At 68.6% G+C, this 15,591-nt stretch carries 18 protein-coding genes; 12 read left to right on the top strand and 6 right to left on the bottom strand.

What is annotated here, in order from left to right; translation table 11 throughout:
* The first annotated feature begins 63 nt into the window (after window positions 1-63).
* Genes def through ACOGI4_RS10540 form a run of 3 tightly spaced genes read left to right on the top strand, consistent with a single transcriptional unit; the run spans window position 64 to window position 2,608 of the window.
* Window positions 64-633, top strand: coding sequence for a peptide deformylase (def, locus tag ACOGI4_RS10550; RefSeq protein ID WP_419841627.1), 570 nt, complete (start codon window positions 64-66; stop codon window positions 631-633).
* A 20-nt stretch (window positions 634-653) separates the two neighbouring features.
* Window positions 654-1,583: a methionyl-tRNA formyltransferase gene (locus tag ACOGI4_RS10545; protein WP_419841626.1), complete on the top strand. Its 930-nt coding sequence runs from the start codon at window positions 654-656 to the stop codon at window positions 1,581-1,583.
* A 2-nt stretch (window positions 1,584-1,585) separates the two neighbouring features.
* On the top strand, window positions 1,586-2,608 hold the full coding sequence (locus ACOGI4_RS10540; protein WP_419841625.1) for an amidohydrolase family protein: 1,023 nt from the start codon (window positions 1,586-1,588) through the stop codon (window positions 2,606-2,608).
* A 105-nt stretch (window positions 2,609-2,713) separates the two neighbouring features.
* Here the strand turns inward: ACOGI4_RS10540 and ACOGI4_RS10535 are convergent, their stop codons facing one another.
* From ACOGI4_RS10535 to ACOGI4_RS10525, 3 genes are all read right to left on the bottom strand, one after another.
* Window positions 2,714-3,484 (bottom strand): N-acyl homoserine lactonase family protein, encoded by a 771-nt coding sequence (locus tag ACOGI4_RS10535; protein ID WP_419841624.1) that lies wholly within the window; start codon window positions 3,482-3,484, stop codon window positions 2,714-2,716.
* An 85-nt stretch (window positions 3,485-3,569) separates the two neighbouring features.
* On the bottom strand, window positions 3,570-4,430 hold the full coding sequence (locus ACOGI4_RS10530) for a crotonase/enoyl-CoA hydratase family protein (protein ID WP_419841623.1): 861 nt from the start codon (window positions 4,428-4,430) through the stop codon (window positions 3,570-3,572).
* 68 nt (window positions 4,431-4,498) lie between these two features.
* On the bottom strand, window positions 4,499-4,927 hold the full coding sequence (locus ACOGI4_RS10525; RefSeq protein WP_419841622.1) for a hypothetical protein: 429 nt from the start codon (window positions 4,925-4,927) through the stop codon (window positions 4,499-4,501).
* Between the two features lie 446 nt (window positions 4,928-5,373).
* On the opposite strand from ACOGI4_RS10525, the gene ACOGI4_RS10520 reads away from it, so the two are divergent.
* From ACOGI4_RS10520 to ACOGI4_RS10505, 4 genes are all read left to right on the top strand, one after another.
* Window positions 5,374-5,865: a MogA/MoaB family molybdenum cofactor biosynthesis protein gene (locus ACOGI4_RS10520; protein WP_419841621.1), complete on the top strand. Its 492-nt coding sequence runs from the start codon at window positions 5,374-5,376 to the stop codon at window positions 5,863-5,865.
* Complete coding sequence (ribD, locus tag ACOGI4_RS10515; RefSeq protein ID WP_419841620.1) at window positions 5,865-7,025, top strand: bifunctional diaminohydroxyphosphoribosylaminopyrimidine deaminase/5-amino-6-(5-phosphoribosylamino)uracil reductase RibD; 1,161 nt, start codon at window positions 5,865-5,867, stop codon at window positions 7,023-7,025. The genes ACOGI4_RS10520 and ribD overlap by 1 nt, the downstream gene beginning before the upstream one ends.
* A 120-nt stretch (window positions 7,026-7,145) precedes the next feature.
* A complete protein-coding gene (locus ACOGI4_RS10510) occupies window positions 7,146-7,751 on the top strand; it encodes a riboflavin synthase (RefSeq protein ID WP_419841619.1) in 606 nt (201 codons plus the stop codon).
* 7 nt (window positions 7,752-7,758) lie between these two features.
* Window positions 7,759-9,039: a bifunctional 3,4-dihydroxy-2-butanone-4-phosphate synthase/GTP cyclohydrolase II gene (locus ACOGI4_RS10505; protein ID WP_419841618.1), complete on the top strand. Its 1,281-nt coding sequence runs from the start codon at window positions 7,759-7,761 to the stop codon at window positions 9,037-9,039.
* On the opposite strand, the gene hisG is transcribed toward ACOGI4_RS10505, so the two are convergent.
* Complete coding sequence (gene hisG, locus ACOGI4_RS10500; RefSeq protein WP_419843133.1) at window positions 9,029-9,904, bottom strand: ATP phosphoribosyltransferase; 876 nt, start codon at window positions 9,902-9,904, stop codon at window positions 9,029-9,031. The two genes, ACOGI4_RS10505 and hisG, sit on opposite strands and share 11 nt — an antisense overlap.
* 427 nt (window positions 9,905-10,331) lie before the next feature.
* Window positions 10,332-11,783, bottom strand: a complete 1,452-nt coding sequence (locus ACOGI4_RS10495; protein WP_419841617.1) for an HNH endonuclease — start codon at window positions 11,781-11,783, stop codon at window positions 10,332-10,334.
* On the opposite strand from ACOGI4_RS10495, the gene ACOGI4_RS10490 reads away from it, so the two are divergent.
* Entirely contained in the window at window positions 11,782-12,333 is a 552-nt protein-coding gene (locus tag ACOGI4_RS10490) for a hypothetical protein (RefSeq protein ID WP_419841616.1), read from the top strand. The genes ACOGI4_RS10495 and ACOGI4_RS10490 overlap by 2 nt on opposite strands.
* Before the next feature lie 202 nt (window positions 12,334-12,535).
* Here ACOGI4_RS10490 and ACOGI4_RS10485 read toward each other — a convergent pair whose 3' ends face one another.
* Entirely contained in the window at window positions 12,536-13,051 is a 516-nt protein-coding gene (locus tag ACOGI4_RS10485; protein ID WP_419841615.1) for a hypothetical protein, read from the bottom strand.
* A 252-nt stretch (window positions 13,052-13,303) separates the two neighbouring features.
* Between ACOGI4_RS10485 and infC the strand changes: the two genes are divergently transcribed.
* The 4 genes from infC to ACOGI4_RS10465 all read left to right on the top strand — a co-directional run bounded on the left by infC (window position 13,304) and on the right by ACOGI4_RS10465 (window position 15,546).
* Window positions 13,304-13,867, top strand: a complete 564-nt coding sequence (gene infC / locus ACOGI4_RS10480) for a translation initiation factor IF-3 (protein ID WP_419843132.1) — start codon at window positions 13,304-13,306, stop codon at window positions 13,865-13,867.
* A gap of 24 nt (window positions 13,868-13,891) precedes the next feature.
* The gene (gene rpmI / locus ACOGI4_RS10475; protein ID WP_419841614.1) at window positions 13,892-14,086 is read left to right on the top strand and encodes a 50S ribosomal protein L35; all 195 of its coding nucleotides are present in this window, start codon (window positions 13,892-13,894) and stop codon (window positions 14,084-14,086) included.
* A 138-nt stretch (window positions 14,087-14,224) separates the two neighbouring features.
* Window positions 14,225-14,674 carry a 50S ribosomal protein L20 gene (gene rplT / locus ACOGI4_RS10470; protein ID WP_419841613.1) on the top strand — a complete coding sequence of 150 codons (450 nt, stop codon included), beginning with the start codon at window positions 14,225-14,227 and terminating at the stop codon, window positions 14,672-14,674.
* Between the two features lie 53 nt (window positions 14,675-14,727).
* Window positions 14,728-15,546, top strand: a complete 819-nt coding sequence (locus ACOGI4_RS10465) for a TrmH family RNA methyltransferase (protein WP_419841612.1) — start codon at window positions 14,728-14,730, stop codon at window positions 15,544-15,546.
* The last annotated feature ends 45 nt before the right edge of the window (window positions 15,547-15,591 follow it).

Raw genomic sequence — 15,591 nt, 5'->3', positions numbered from 1 at the left:
CCCGACCTCAATTGCGCAGCCTCAATTACGCAGCCTCACGTACGCAGATAGCCTCGCAGACGCATGGCAGGCGCCTTCGAGATCAGGCTGATGGGCGATCCGGTGCTGCGCCGGCGTGCCAACGAGGTCACCGACATCGACGGTCGCGTGGCACGCATCGTCGAGGACATGCTGCCTGCCATGTACGGGGCCGAAGGCATCGGGTTGGCGGCGCCCCAAGTCGGCGTTCAGCTGCGCCTGTTCGTATTCGACCTCGACGAGGGCGACGGACCCCAGACGCTCGTCAATCCCGAGATCGTGGAGAGCGATGGCGAATGGACCTTCACCGAAGGCTGCTTGTCGGTGCCGGGGATGGCGTTCGACATCGTGCGACCCAAGCAGGTCCACATCGTCGGCTTGGATCTCGACGGCAACGAGGTCAGCATCGAAGCCGACGAGTTGGCAGCGCGCCTGTTCCAGCATGAACTGGACCATCTCGACGGCGTGCTGCTGGTCGATCATCTGGAGCGGACCGAGCGCAAGGCGGCACTGCGGGACTGGCGCCGACAGCGCCAGTCGGCTGCCGGCAGCCCACCGACGAACGGCAGCATCTCGCCGGCCGGCCACAGCGCCGCCGCCGGCACTAGCGGCTGATCCAGCGAGCAGATCGAGCCGTGGCGTCGCCGGCCCCCACGCAGGGGTCGTTGCCGACGGTTCCGCCGCGGCCGCGCCGCGTCGCCTTCGCCGGCACGCCTGCCGATGCGGTGCCTGCGCTGCGCGCACTCGTCGAGGCGGACCGCGAGGTGCCTGTGGTCGTCACCGGCGAGCCGCGTCGCCGAAGCCGCCGCGGCCTCCCCACGCCGAGTCCGGTGGCCGCCGTCGCTGCGGAGCTGGGCTTGTCGGTCAGCCACGATCCGACGGACCTCGGGGACTGCGACGCCGACTGCGCCGTCGTGGTGGCCTACGGACGGCTGATCAGCGGCGAGCTGCTCGCTGTCACCCCCATGCTCAACCTGCACTTCTCGCTGCTGCCGCGCTGGCGCGGCGCGGCACCCGTGGAATCGGCGCTGCTGGCCGGTGACGACCGCACGGGCGTGTCGCTCATGGCGCTGGAGGTGACGCTCGACACGGGTCCGGTGTACTGGCGCCACGAGGTGCCCATCGGAGCAACGGACACCGCAGCGAGCTTGCGCCGCCGGTTGGCACACGAGGGCGCGCAGCGCCTCGCGGCATCGCTCACCGACGGTCTGGGCACGCCGCAGCCGCAAGCCGGCGAGCCCACCTTCGCTGGCAAGCTGACCCCGGCCGATCGACGGATCGACTGGACGCAGCCCGCGGTCCACATCGACCGTCAGATCCGCGTCGGCGGTGCGTGGACCACCTTGGGCAGTCAGCGGTTCGTCATCCGGGAGGCCACGCTGGCGCCGTCGCCCCCCGGTTCCGTACCGGGCACACTGGTCGACGACGCTGTCGTCACCGGTGACGGTCTGATCCGATTGCGCACGGTGCAGCCCGCCGGCCGAGCGGCACTCGACGTTGCGTCGTGGCGCCGCGGCGCTCGCCTCGCGCAGGAAACCCGATTCGACACCGCTGCGCAGGAGTGAACATGACCCACGACACGCAAGACAAAGAGGCATGGCTGGCCGCCACCGTCGAGCAGCCGATCGATCCCGGCGAGGAGATCGTGGATCCGCATCATCACCTCTGGGACTTTCCGACCGGCACCTACTTGGTGCACCAGCTCCACGCCGATACCGGTGCCGGTCACCACGTCACCCAGACGGTCTTCGTGGAGTGCGCAGCCGGGTACCGCACCAGCGGACCCGAGCACTTGCGCCCCGTCGGCGAGACCGAGTTCGTTCGCGAGCAAGCCGAGATCTCCGCGACCGCCGACGGAGCGACCATCTCGGCCATCGTCAGCTTCGCCGACCTCACCCTCGGAGCTGCCGTCGAGGAAGTGCTCGCCGCGCACGACGAGGCCGGCGCGGGACTGTTCCGCGGCATCCGGCACGCCAGCGCCTGGGACGCCAGCGACCAGATCCGCGAGAGTCACACCAAGCCGCCGCCGCAGCTGCTGGCCGACCGAGATTTCCGGGCGGGCTTCGCGACGCTTGGCAGGATGGGCTTCAGCTTTGATGCGTGGATGTTCCACCCGCAAGTGGCCGAGCTGGTCGAGCTAGCGCACGCCGTGCCCGACACGCCGGTGGTGCTCGACCATCTCGGCGGCCCGTTGGGAATCGGCCCCTACACGGACCGCCGAGACGAGGTGCGTGCCGTGGTCCGGCCGGCGCTGGAGGCGCTTGCCCGCCATCCGCAGGTCTCCGTCAAGGTCGGCGGAATCGGCATGAGCATCTACGGGGCCGGCTTCAAGCGACTGGCCCAAGCTCCGTCGTCGGAGCATGTCGCGGCGACCTGGAGCGACGACATCCGCCACTGCATCGAGACCTTCGGCCCCGACCGCGCCATGTTCGAGAGCAATTTCCCGGTGGACCGGCAGGGCTGTTCGTACACCGTGCTGTTCAACGCCTTCCAGCGAATCTGCGACCAGGCGGGCTACACCGCTGCTGAACGAGCGGACTTGTTCGCGGGCACGGCGCGCCGGTTCTACCGACTGGAGCGGCCTGCCTGAAGCCGAACCGCAGGCCCGGGCGCAGTGACTTCCGCTTCAGCGAGTCCGGGCCCAATAGCTTGGCCCAATAGCTTCCGGTTCCCGCCTTGGGTCACACCGTAGGGCTCACCTCAAGCCGATGCCCTCGTGGGGCAGCGTGGCCCACTGGCGGTCGTCGTGCCCGTACAGCAGGCGGCAGCCCTGCTCGTCGCGCATCGACTGCAAGCGGCGCATGGATGCCAGCTGCATCTCGTGGTCGAAGCCGAACGGCGGCAGCAGCATCCGGTCGAGCACGTCCTCCCAATAGACGCAGTCGCCGGTCAGCACGACGGGCCCGCTGTCCAGTTCCACGCGCAGCGACTGGTGTCCTGCGGTGTGGCCCGGCGTGGGAATGCACGTCACCGAGCCGTCGCCGAAGACGTCGTGCTCGCCGTCGATGAGCAGGACGTCGTGCCCGAGGTCGAAGTCGTCGGGCGTGTACACCTCGTGCTCCACCAGCTTGGGGTGGTGCCCGGATTCCCACTCGGCGCGCTGGCAGACCAGCCGGGCGTTGGGCAGCAGCCCGGTACCGCCGCAGTGGTCGAAGTGCAGGTGGCTGAACACGACCACGTCCAGCTCGGCCGGGTCCACCTCGGCGCCCTCCAGCCGCGCGGAGACCTCCTCGCCCGCCGAGTACTCCGCAGTGAACGACTTTGCCAGCCGCGGGTAGCGAGCATCCACGCCGTCTTGCACCGCGGGATGCATGCCGGTGTCGAACAGCAACGTCGTGCCGCTGGGGTGGCGCACCAGCCAGCTAGGGATGGGCAGGCGCACACGGCCGGGCGCATCAGCGATCACCGATGCGGCCGCTGTGGACAGCCAGCCGCACTCCAGCGGCAACAGCGAGAGCTGTGTCATGCGCCGCGCCGCCGTGTGTCGCGCCGCAGCGCGCCGTGCCCCACTGTGTACTGCGCTGCTGCGTGATGCCGTGTGCGCGCGGTGCTCATGTGCCGATGCCGTGGTGCAGCGGGCGATGGTCAGCAAAATCCGGGTCGCGCCGGTCCACCTGCGCAGCGAAGGCCTCGCCCATGTCGTCGGTGTCGAACATCGCAGCGTTCCACGTGGCGATGTACTCCAAGCCGTCGGCCACGGAGTGGTCGCGGCTGTAGTTCATGGACTGCTTCGTGCCCCAGATGGCCATAGGGCTCTTGGCTGCGATCTGGCGCGCCACGTCGTCGACCGCATCGGTCATGGCGGCGTGATCCTCGTACACGGCGTTCACGAATCCTCGTTCGAGGGCCTCCTGGGCGCTCATGGCGCGTCCGGTGTAGGCCAATTCTCGCACGACGCCTTCCGGCATCAGCTTGGGCATGCGCTGCAGCGTGCCCACGTCGGCGGTCATGGCGATGTTGATCTCTTGGATGACGAAGTAGGCGTCGTTGGTCGCGTAGCGCAGGTCGCAGGCCGAGACCATGTCGATGCCGCCTCCGACGCACGCTCCTTGGATTGCGGCGATGACCGGCAGCCGGCTGTGCTCGAGTACGCTGAAGCTGTGCTGCAGCCTCAGTGCGGTCGCCCGGAATTGCGCCCGCATGCGGCTGCCGTGGCCGCCATGAGCGGTGTTGTCGGGCCCGCCCGCATTGCCGAACACCGACAGGTCCATGCCTGAGCAGAAGTGGCGGCCCTGCGCGGCGAGCACGATGACGCGGGCATCGGTGCCGGCGGAGATGTCCTCCACCAGGTCCGGGAGTTCGCGCCAGAACGGTGCGATCATCGAGTTCGCCTTCTCCGGCCGGTTCATCGTGAGACGAGCGACATGGTCGCGCACCTCCACCTCGAAGCAGCGGTAGCCGGATCCGGTCATCAGTACGCCCCTCCCGTCAAGCAAGGTCGCGCCAGTCAAGCGCGTGAGCGGAGAATTTGCTGACGGAGCTAGAGCATCACGCCGAAGAGCAGCGCGGTGAGGCCGCACAGCAGCGAGACGCCGGCCGCGATTCCTCGCTTGGCCGGGTGGTCGCCGGCGTTTTGATGCACCAGTGCTCCGATGCCGGAGATCAGCACGAGCAGCATCTTGATGCCGAGCAGCATGGACCAGCCCCTGCTCGTCTGCTCGCTGGGAATGGCAAGCATCGACCACAGCCCCGTCGCGACCGCGATGCCGAATGCCGGCCACGCCACCCGCGAGAAGGCTCTCGCTGCGACCTTGCCGGATCCGGGGTAGGCGCGGCCGACGACCGGCACGACCGCGCCCACCACGATCTGGCCGCCGATCCACACCGTGATCGCCAGCACGTGCAGCACGACACGGACCGTGTCCAAGTCGAACACGACGACCCGGCTCACTTCGCTGATTGCTGTCATGGTCGACCTCGTGATGTCGGTTCAGGCGGCTGCCTCGGTCACGGTTGCCCAAGCTCCTCAACAGGCACGAGTGCTCAGCAGGCACGAGACATGCCAAGAGTATGCTGATTGCTGAGTTCGTCAAGCGGATCGCTGCGGTGGAGGTGCTGTCCGCCACGTGTCTGCGTGCCTTGCGCGAAGACGCCTGCGACCGACGGGCTGCGAGGGCGGAGCGTGTGCAGGGGTGTCCGCGCGCAGTTTTGCGACGCCACCCACCCCCAGCGTCCAGCAATGGCGTCGCAACTGTTTGAGCGAGGAGGTTGAGCACGGAGGCCCCTGCCCACGTTGCGCCCGGGCATCGAGGCCAGCGGTAATCTGCGACAGTGTGCGACAGTGGACGAACCGCAAGCGGCGCCCCATCACACCCACCATGCACCCACGCACCCGATGACAACGCTTGTCGCCCGGTGATCGAGGCTGAGACTCCGGCGGCCGGGCGAGCAGCGAAGGTGCTGACCGTGTCCGACGGCGTGATCGCAGGCACCCGCGAGGACCGCAGCGGCGATGCACTCGCCGCAGCGTTGGCCGCCGACGGATACGACGTGATCGAGCGCAGGGCGGTGGCCGACGGCGTCGATTCCGTGGCCGAGGCGCTGCGAGCAATGTCGACTGGCTTCGCAGGACTCGTCGTCTCCACGGGCGGCACCGGCTTCACCGAGCGTGACCTCACGCCCGAGGGCACACGTGCAGTGCTGGAGCGCGAGGCGCCAGGACTCGCCGAAGCCATGCGGCTGGCGAATCCGCTCGGCCGCCTGTCGCGTGGCGTGGCGGGCATCATCGGACACACGATCGTGCTGAATGCGCCGGGCTCAACCACCGGATGCGTCGAGTGCTACGGTGCCGTGGCCGACGTGCTGCCGCACGCCTTGGCGCTGCTGGCCGGCCAACGACTGCACTGATGTCCGCCGATGCCGACCGCGCGCTGATGCGGCGTGCGGTCGAGTTGGGCGAACTGGTGCGCGGCACCACAGCGCCGAACCCGTGGGTCGGCGCTGTGCTGTCGATCCGCGACGGCGCAGCATTCGACGGCGCCACCCAGCCGCCGCCGGGCCGTCACGCCGAGATCGTGGCGCTCGAGGCGGCCCGCGCTCGCGGTGCAGACCCAGCCGGGGCAACCCTGTTCACCACGTTGGAGCCGTGCTCGCACACGGGCCGTACGCCACCGTGCGTCGAAACGATCATCGCAGCAGGAGTCGAGCGGGTGGTCATCGGCACGGCTGACCCGGACCCCAACGTGTCCGGTACGGGGATTGAGGCGCTGCGCGCAGCGGGCATCGAGGTCGTCGCCGGGGTTGGCGCCTCCGAAGTCGAAGCCTCGCTGCGCCCCTACCTGCACCAGCGCCGCGCCGGCCGGCCGTGGGTGGTGCTCAAGCTGGCCTCCACGCTCGACGGACGCACCGGCGCGCCTGACGGCTCGTCGCAGTGGATCACTGCTACGGCTGCACGTGCCGACGCTCATGGGCTGCGCGCACGCTGCGATGCGGTGCTCGTGGGTGCACGGACGGTGCGCGCTGACAACCCTCGCTTGACGGTCCGGGATCTGCCCCTCGACGATCCCCGCCGACCGCTGGTCGCGCTGCGCGACGGGCAACAGCCGACCTGCCGTCTGCCGATCACGCCGAGTGCGGCTGCTCGCCTCGATCCGCGCCGCTACGTGCTCGGCACGGCACCTGCGCGCGCCGAGATACGGCCTTGCGTCGAACTCGGCGGACCGCTGCCGGAGGTGCTGTGCCGGCTCGCAGCCGACGGTGTGGTGGAACTGCTGGTCGAAGGCGGCGCTCGCGTCGCAGGCGACCTGCACCGCGCCGGCCTCGTGGACGAGTACGTCGTGTACGTGGCGCCGGCGCTCATGGGCGGCGATGACGGGCGGCCGCTGATGGCGGGCGCCGGCGCGGGCACCATGGACGCACTCTGGCGCGGTCAGATCGCCGATGTCCGCCGGGTGGGTCCCGACGTGCGTCTCGTGGTCCATCGGCTCGCTGCCCAGCCCGCGCAGCACTCGGGCGGAGCGTGCCCCGCTACCGTCGGCGCCGATCCGCTCGCTGCGAGCGCGAGCTGACGTGGCCTGGCTTGAGTTGACCAGATCGGCCGGACCAGACCGGCCAGACCAGACCGGCCAGACCAGACCGGCCAGACCAGACTGGCCTGACCAGACCGGCCCGGCCCGAGAGGACGCCCGATGTTCACCGGACTCGTCGAAGAACTCGGCAGCTTCGCCTGCAGGATCGGGACGCGATATCGGTTCAGTGCGGAGGTCACCCTGCGCGACTCGGCGGTCGACGACTCGATTGCCGTGAACGGCTGCTGCCTGACCGTCGTCGAAGTAGGCAACGGCTGGTGGGAGGCCGACATCAGCGCGGAGACAGCTCGCCGAACGGCGCTGGGCTCGCTGCAGCCGGGCGACCCGGTCAACCTCGAACGGTCGCTGCGCTACGCGGACCGGCTCGGCGGTCACCTCGTGCAAGGACACGTCGACGGGGTTGCGACGATCCTGCAGTCCGCTCCCGACCTGCGTGTCGCCGTGCCTCCCGCGGGCGCCTTGCGCCGCTACATCGTGGAGAAGGGCGCTGTCACGCTCGACGGCGTCAGCCTCACCTGCTTCGACATCGCCGACGATGCGGCTGGAGGCTGCGAGTTCTCCGTGGCCCTCATCCCGCACACCATGTCGATGACCACGTTGGGCGCCGTGCAGCCCGACGACGTGGTCAATCTCGAAGTCGACGTGCTGGCCCGTTACGTCGAGCGATTGCTGGGGCACACTGAGGCTGCAACCGACGATGACTGAGTCCTCCATGACCGACCGATCCGCGGCAAACGACACGCCTGAGGCATCGCCGTTCGCTGACATTCCCGACGCAATCGCCGCGATCGGCCGCGGCGAGATCGTGGTCGTGGTCGATGACGAGGACCGCGAGAACGAAGGCGACCTCATCATGGCGGCCGAGCACGCCACGCCCGAGACCATGGCGTTCTTCGTGCGCTACACCTCCGGCGTGATCTGCGCTCCCTTGGTGGGGGACCGTCTCGACGAACTCGCCTTGCCGCTGATGGTCTCGGTCAACACCGAGTCGATGCGCACCGCGTACACCGTGACCGTGGACGCGGCGGAGGGGACGACGACGGGGATCTCCGCGGCGGACCGTGCGCACACGCTGAATCTCCTGGCTGACCCGACATCGGGTGCCAACGACTTCAACCGTCCCGGCCACGTGCTGCCGCTGCGCTACCGTCCCGGCGGCGTGCTCAAGCGGGCCGGTCATACCGAGGCCGCCGTGGACCTGGCCCGCCTGGCTGGCTGCCAGCCTGCCGGCGTGCTCTGCGAGGTCGTCAACGACGACGGCACTATGGCTCGACTGCCGCACCTCGTGCAGTTCTGCCGGCAGCACGACCTGCTGCTGATCTCCATTGCCGACCTGATTCGCTACCGACGGATCAACGAACGCTTGGTGGACCCGGTTGCCCAAGCCCGCATTCCCACCATCTACGGCGAGTTCACCGGGCACGTCTTCCGCGACTTCGACGACACGGAGCACTTGGCACTCACCTTCGGCGCGGTCATGGGCGCCGAACCGGTACTGGTGCGCGTCCACAGCGAATGCCTGACCGGCGACATTCTGGCCTCGATGCGCTGCGACTGCGGCGCACAGCTGCACGCTGCGCTGGAGGCCATCGCCGAGGCAGGCGCAGGCGTGCTCGTCTACCTGCGCGGGCACGAAGGCCGTGGCATCGGCATCGGGCACAAGATCGCCGCGTACTCGTTGCAGGATCGCGGTCGCGACACGGTGGACGCGAATCTCGAACTCGGCCTGCCGGTGGACAGCCGGGAGTACGGCATCGGGGCGCAGATCCTGGCCGAGCTCGGCGTTCAGCGGATGCGGCTCATCACCAACAACCCGAACAAGATCGGCGGACTGTCCGGCTACGGACTCGAGATCACCGAGCGAGTGCCGACGTCGGCGGGTGCGAACCCGCACAACCAAGCGTACCTGCGCACCAAGAAGATGCGCATGGGCCACCTCATGGACGACCTGGTGGACGACACAGTGGACGACATCGCTGTCGCTAGGGGATGATCTTGGAGATCGGCATCTCCACGATGTCGGTTGCGCCCCGCTCGATCAGCTCGGGGATGAGCACGTTGATCTCGTGCTTGGGTGCAACGGTCTCGACCGCGTAGGCCTCGCCTCCCCACAGCTCGTTCACGGTCGGCGCCTTCATCGAGGGAAGCACGCCGACGACCGCGTCGAGATGCGTGCGGGTCACATTCAGCTTCACCAGCACTTTGCCTCGCGCATCGAGCACGCCGTCGAGCAGGGTCTTGACTTGCGTCATCGCCCGACGCTTCGCCGGGTCACCGTAGGCGGCGCGATTGGCGAAAATCTCGGTGTAGCTCACGAGTATCTCGTCGATGATGCGCAGGCCCGCGGCATGCAGCGCCCGGCCAGTCTCGGTGAGGTCCACCACTGCGTCCACGATCTCGGGGGCCTTGGCCTCAGTGGCGCCGTAGCTCAGCCGAACATCGGCCACTACGCCTCGATCCGCGAAGAAGCGCCGGGTGAGCTCGGGGTATTCGCTGGACACGCGCACGCCGTCGGGCAGATCGCCCAGCGACTGGTAGTCGCTCTGCGCGGGCACCGCCACGACGATGCGCACCGGCCGCGACGTGGCCTTGGAATAGCGCAGCTCTCCCAACGGCAACACGTCGGCGCTGGTCTCCTCGATCCAGTCCCGTCCCGAGATGCCCACGTCGAACAGGCCGTCGGCCACGTAGGAGGGAATCTCCTGCGGGCGCAGGATGCGCACGTCATCGATGCGCGGATCGTCGATCGTGGCTCGATAGTCCACTGCGGATCCCCGGCGAACAGGCAGGTCGGCGTCTGCGAAGAGCTGGAGGGTTGCTTCCTCCAGCGAGCCCTTGGGCAGCACGAGCTTGAGCACGGCCGGCAACGGTACCTCAAGCTCATTCGCGAACCAGTCTCTGTACATGACACCTTGCGCTGCCGGCAGTTCGGTCGGGCCGCACTGGGGGCGTGGCGGGGGAGGCTTGCGGCCTGCCGGTCTTTGGACTGTGGTTGGGCGCGCGGTCCGGGCGTACTCGGGGCGTGGCGGGTTCGGCGCGATGACCTTGCGCTGCCAGCAGTTCGGTCGGGGCGTGGCGGGGGAGGCTGTTCTCGTGGTGGTCAGGAGCGAGAATCAGACCGGGCGGTGTGCGAGCATCGGTCCGGGCGGGCCGGCCGCAGGGTTTCGGCCATCGGAGTTGCGAGCCGTGCTCGCGCATCAGTCCGGAGCGGTGCGGGGGCAGGGTCAAGGACGCCGTGCCGCTGACCCTTTCGATCGATGACCCTGGGGTCCGGGTAGGGGCAGCTCAGGACCTGTCGGCCCCAAGTTCATGCAGGCGGGGCTCGGGTTGTAGTGCCCGCGGTGGTACTGGTGTCGGTTGTGGGCCGTCCGTCCGGCTCGTGCGGCGGCTGCTTGGCTGCTTGGCTGGTGGCTGATTGCCGGCGGCACTGGCAGCGACTATTGGGGCTGGTTTCGCTGATGAGCTGTTGGCTGGCGGCGTGTTGGCCGGTGACGGTGTGTCGGGTTGCTGCGGGCCGCGAGCATCTGGTCGTTCGGCTGGCGGCGATGCGGCTGGTTGGGGTTTGGTGGGTGGCAGGAGTTGGTAGCGGCCGGTGTCGGGGTTGTGTTGGACGGTGAAGCCGTTGTGGTGGATGTTGTGGTGGTGGCAGCGGTGGCACACCGACACGAGGTTGTCGAGGTCGGTGTGTCCGCCGTGCTGCCATTCGACGATGTGATGCGCACGACACAGCTCAGGTGCTGCTCCACAGCCGACGCAGCCTTGGTCGCGCACGGTGAGCGCGCTGCGCTGCAGCTCGGTGGCGGAGCGGCGGCGTCTGCCCATGCGCAGCTCGCCGGTGGCCTTGTCGAAGATCGCTGGCAGCACGCCCGCATCGACGGCGATCTTGGCGATCTCAGAAATCGGCACCGGGGTGCCGTTCGCGAGCCGTGCGTTCGCAATCTGTTGGTTGACGGTGTCGTAGTCGGCGACGAGCATCAGCGAGGTGCCCGCAGGACGAGCCGCGTCCGGCTCGCACAGGAGCTTGGCGACCGCGTCGGCGGCGCGCTGTGCCGGAGTGAGACGCGCATCAGGGTCTTCATCGCGTAGCAGGCGTGCTGTTGCGGCGTTGACTGCTGCCGCGATGCGGGCGCCGGTGATCGGGTCGAACCGGCCGTTGAGCACCGTCATGCCGGTCTTAGTGCTCGTGAACACGCACGCTTCGCGCTGACGGCGCTGCCGCTCCAGCAGTGAAGCGCCGTCGTCGCCGCTGCAGTCCGAGACGTGACGGGTGACGGTGCGACGGAAATCGTCGTGGCCTTCGATTTGCGCGCGTTCGGCCAGAAACTTCTCGTCAATCGGCGCGTCGCCCGCGGCGCGGACGATCATGTTCGCATGCCCCGCGGGCACCGCGCCCGACACCAGACCCTTACGAGTCGCATCCAGGCTGCCGAGCGCTGCTGCGTTCTTGACGTCGCTGCGCGCCGCACGGCCCGACACCGACAGCACATGCGCCGCCGTGTGCGCGGCGGCAGCTTCGCCGTCCCTTCGGGCGATCTCGCTCAATGCCGCAGCCTCGACTGCTGCCAGCTGCGACCGAGCGTGCCCGACCTGCCTCAGCCGCGACCGCAGCCCCGCGTCGCTGAGCCCCGACACCTCGACGCCCAGCCACGCATCGGGCAGCACACCCGCCGTGCCCGACCCCACACCCGCCGCCGCGCACCCGCCGTCACGTGCTCCGTTGCACTCACCGCTGGTCATGGACACGAACCTAGGCAAGGGGTGCGACACGACCTTCGGCGTGACGCTGCTGGCCGGTTCGTACGGCGGCGCAGCGCTGCTCGGACCGCTCGAGGGCGCGGACTGGCCGTTGCACTCACCGTTGGTCATGGATATGAACCTAGGCAAGGGGTGTGACACGACCTTCGGCGTGACGTTGCTGGCGGGTTCGTACGGCGGCGCAGCGTTGCTCGGACCGCTTGAGGGTGCGGACTGGCCGTTGCACTCACCGTTGGTCATGGGTATGAACCTAGGCAAGGGGTGTGACACGACCTTCGGCGTGACGTTGCTGGCCGGTTCGTACGGCGGCACAGCGTTGCTCGGACCGCTTGAGGGCGCGGACTGGCCGTTGCCCTGCTGGTCACCAGTGCGGTCGCTGCTGCGGGCGCGGTCGCCGGTCACGAAAGAAACCGTACGCAAGGGGTGTGACACCGGCCGTCGCGCCTCGGTGGTGGGCACGGACCGCGATGTCGCTGCTGGTCATCTGCAAGAACGAGTGCAAGGGTCTGACCGACATAGTGCAAGGGTCTGACCGACATATCGGCATGCCGGCACGCCCCAGTCGGCCAGGCTGTTCGGCGATTCAGCCTCCAGTCGATTCAGCCTCCAGTCGACTCAGCCTCCAGTCGACTCAGCCTCCAGTATCAAGGTGATGCGTCAGCAGGTTCACGCGAGCGGTCACCTCGCCGCGGTTCGCTGCGCCGGCATGTTCGACAGCCTGACGCGGTCGGCGCCTACTCGGCAGCGGTGAGGTGCTTGTGAACCTCGACGTAGGCGAGGCGAATCTGCTGCAGTGCGCCTCGCAGCGTGTCTGCGGCGGGCAGCTCGTCTGCCAATTGGTCCACCAGGAGTCCGAGTGCGTCGATGGGCAGCTTGGCTTCGGCCAGGTCGGGCGGATCCCTGCGCAGATGCAGTGCAGCCAGCTCGAACAGCCCCATCATGTGGTTCTGGACGATCTCCGCAGAGGGAACCGACACCAGCTGCTCTTGAGCCTCGCGCAGCCGATCGTTCATCTCGGCCAGCTCTTCGGGGTCGAACGGCTCACCGGTGCGCGGATCGATGGGGTACCCGGTCTCGGGGTCGATGTCGAACGCCGCGCCGAAACCGCCTGGGTCGTCGGCCGTGCGTGACGCATCGGCGCCAGATGCGCTCGCACCGCCGGCGGTGCCGTCGGAACGGTCCGGCGACGGCCCAGCGGGCGTCTCGCGAGGAACTCGATGTTCGCCCCCCGGCGTCCACAACGTGCTCATCGGCGCTCTCCTCGCTCGTCCTGCCGTCGCCGGCGCCACGCTGCGGCCTCATCGCCGGGAACTGCTGGGGCCGCCGATGGGGTCGGAGGTGAGGCTGTGCTGGGCGGCTTCGGCTCTGTTACCCTACGGCGCTCACCACGCAAGCAAGCGGGGTCTGACCCTCACCGAACCGCCGCAGGGCGAGTTTCGGTGCTGGGCACACAACACACTCCGACTGGACGAGGAGCATCCTTTGGACAAGCGAGTACGGCCATAGCACGCGCAAGCGACGGTGACGCCCGAATCAACGAGGACATCAGGGTCCGCGAGGTTCGCTTGGTTTCACCCGATGGCGAGCAGATCGGCATCACATCGGTTCCTGAGGCCTTGCAGATCGCCCGCAACCTGGACCTCGACCTGGTCGAGGTTGCGCCGAACGCGGCGCCGCCGGTCTGCCGGATCATGGACTACGGCAAGTACAAGTACGAGGCGGCGCAGCGGGCAAAGGAATCGCGACGCAAGTCGACGCACGCGGGGCTCAAGGAGATGAAGTACCGGCCCAAGATCGGGTCCGGTGACTTTGGCACCAAGACGGCCAAGGTCAGCAAGTTCCTCGAGGAAGGCCACAAGGTCAAAGTCACCGTGATGTTCCGGGGGCGCGAGGTCTTCCATCCTGAGCTCGGCGGCCAGATCCTGGAACGGATCGCGCAGGAGGTCGCCGACGTGGGCAAGGTCGATCAGTTTCCCCGACTGGACGGGCGCAACATGACGATGCTGCTCAGCCCGGACCGCGTATCGCGCCAGCGCCGCAGAGCAGCAGACTCGCCCAGCGATTGAGTACACGAGCAGAGCAGCAGCACCATGCCCAAGATGAAGACCCACAGCGGCGCCAAGAAGCGCTTCAAGACCACCGGCACCGGCAAGCTGGTGCGTCGCAGGAGAAATCGCAATCACCTGCTGGAGAAGAAGTCGTCGGCGCGCAAGCGGCGTCTGGCGCTCGAAGGCGAGGTCTCGCCGGCCGATGCGAAGCGAGTCAACCAGATGCTGGGCCGCTGAGCCGTTCCGCACAGCCCCAGCCCAGTCCAGCACTGGCTAGACGCCCCAGCAGGCACTAGTCAGCCCAATCTCGACCAGCCCGACCCCGACCAGCCCAACCCCGACCAGCCCAACCCCGACTAGCAAGGACGAAGCAACGTGGCGAGAGTCAAGCGTTCTGTAGCCAGCCGCACTCGTCGCAAGGCGACGCTGCGCAAAGCCAAGGGCTACTACGGCAACAAGAGCCGGTCGTACCGGGCCGCCAACGAGCAGGTCATGCACAGCGGGCAGTACGCGTACCGCGATCGCCGGGCCCGCAAGGGCGAGTTCCGCCGACTGTGGATTCAGCGCATCAATGCCGCTGCCCGGCAGAACGGCACGACCTACAGCCGTCTGATGCACGGGCTCGACGCCGCAGGCGTGGCCGTCGACCGCAAGCATCTGGCGGACCTCGCCGTGAGCGATGCCGCAGCATTCGCGGCGATCGTCGAGCGTGCCCAGGCAGCCGTTTCCGAGACAGCCCTGCCGAGCGAGGCAGCCGTTTCCGAAGCGCCCTCGCCACGCGAGCCTGCAGCGGCCGGGGCAGCCGTCCCCAGCGAGGCAGTCTGAGCACTCGCGCCCCGGCACCCTCGAAGGCCGCGCTCGCACGGCTGTCGCGTTTGGTGCGCGACCGGCGCCGGCGAGACGCCACCGGCATGGCGGTGGTGGAGGGACCCAGAGCGATCGATGGGGCGCTGGCCAGCGGTGCCACGCTCGAGGCCGTGCTCGCCAAACCCGAGCTGGTGGACCGTTACGCGCCTTGGGGCCTCGACGAAGACCATCCCGACGCGTGTCGGCTCGGCGCAGGCTTTCGGCAGCGGATCGGCACGATCTACGCCGTCCCCGCTGACGTGCTCGACCCCCTCGCTGATGCCATGAACCCGCAAGGCGTCATGGCCACAGCGCCCTTCGCGGACACGTCCCTCAGCGCGGCAGTCCAAGCCGAACGGGTGGTGGTGCTCGAGGCCGTGCGGGACCCGGGCAATGCAGGCGCAGTGGTTCGCAGCGCAGCAGCCGCGGGATTCGGCGCGGTCATCGCCACCGAAGGCACGACCGACCTGTGGAGCCCGAAAGCGCTGCGCGGCGCAGCAGGGCTGACCTTCGGGCTGTCGGTATGCCGTGGGCAGTCGACTGCCGATGTGCTCGACGCGCTGCACGACGCCGGCCACATGCGGGTGCGAGCTACGCCCGCGGGCGCGCTCGGGCTCGATGCGGTGCCGTGCGCTGAGCGGATGGCGCTCGTGGTGGGCAACGAGGCGCACGGGTTCTCCGCGCAGGCGGTAGACGGCACCGACATCGCCGTCGCCATACCGATGCAACCGCCAGTGGACTCGCTCAACGTGGCCGTGGCAGCCGCCGTGCTGATGTATGCCATGCGCCCACGCGAGGTCGGCGACGGCGTGGCCGGCAGTTCGTCCAGTCTCGTACCCTGCTCGGTGTGAGCGGCACCGACACGGACGGCCATGGCAGCGGCGGCTCAGCCGGAG

The organism is Candidatus Poriferisodalis sp. (genome assembly GCF_965205175.1).
GTDB lineage: Bacteria > Actinomycetota > Acidimicrobiia > Acidimicrobiales > Poriferisodalaceae > Poriferisodalis.
Note: the sequence above shows the minus strand (reverse complement) of the source record. Positions and strands in the feature narration are given on the sequence as shown.

Excerpts from the sequence above, each read along its gene's own strand:
- def (WP_419841627.1), top strand. The coding sequence starts at position 64 with ATGGCAGGCGCCTTCGAGATCAGGCTGATGGGCGATCCGGTGCTGCGC.
- ACOGI4_RS10540 (WP_419841625.1), top strand. The coding sequence starts at position 1,586 with ATGACCCACGACACGCAAGACAAAGAGGCATGGCTGGCCGCCACCGTC.
- ACOGI4_RS10535 (WP_419841624.1), bottom strand. The coding sequence starts at position 3,484 with ATGACACAGCTCTCGCTGTTGCCGCTGGAGTGCGGCTGGCTGTCCACA.
- ACOGI4_RS10530 (WP_419841623.1), bottom strand. The coding sequence starts at position 4,430 with ATGACCGGATCCGGCTACCGCTGCTTCGAGGTGGAGGTGCGCGACCAT.
- ACOGI4_RS10525 (WP_419841622.1), bottom strand. The coding sequence starts at position 4,927 with ATGACAGCAATCAGCGAAGTGAGCCGGGTCGTCGTGTTCGACTTGGAC.
- ribD (WP_419841620.1), top strand. The coding sequence starts at position 5,865 with ATGTCCGCCGATGCCGACCGCGCGCTGATGCGGCGTGCGGTCGAGTTG.
- ACOGI4_RS10510 (WP_419841619.1), top strand. The coding sequence starts at position 7,146 with ATGTTCACCGGACTCGTCGAAGAACTCGGCAGCTTCGCCTGCAGGATC.
- ACOGI4_RS10505 (WP_419841618.1), top strand. The coding sequence starts at position 7,759 with ATGACCGACCGATCCGCGGCAAACGACACGCCTGAGGCATCGCCGTTC.
- ACOGI4_RS10490 (WP_419841616.1), top strand. The coding sequence starts at position 11,782 with ATGGACACGAACCTAGGCAAGGGGTGCGACACGACCTTCGGCGTGACG.
- ACOGI4_RS10495 (WP_419841617.1), bottom strand. The coding sequence starts at position 11,783 with ATGACCAGCGGTGAGTGCAACGGAGCACGTGACGGCGGGTGCGCGGCG.
- ACOGI4_RS10485 (WP_419841615.1), bottom strand. The coding sequence starts at position 13,051 with ATGAGCACGTTGTGGACGCCGGGGGGCGAACATCGAGTTCCTCGCGAG.
- rpmI (WP_419841614.1), top strand. The coding sequence starts at position 13,892 with ATGCCCAAGATGAAGACCCACAGCGGCGCCAAGAAGCGCTTCAAGACC.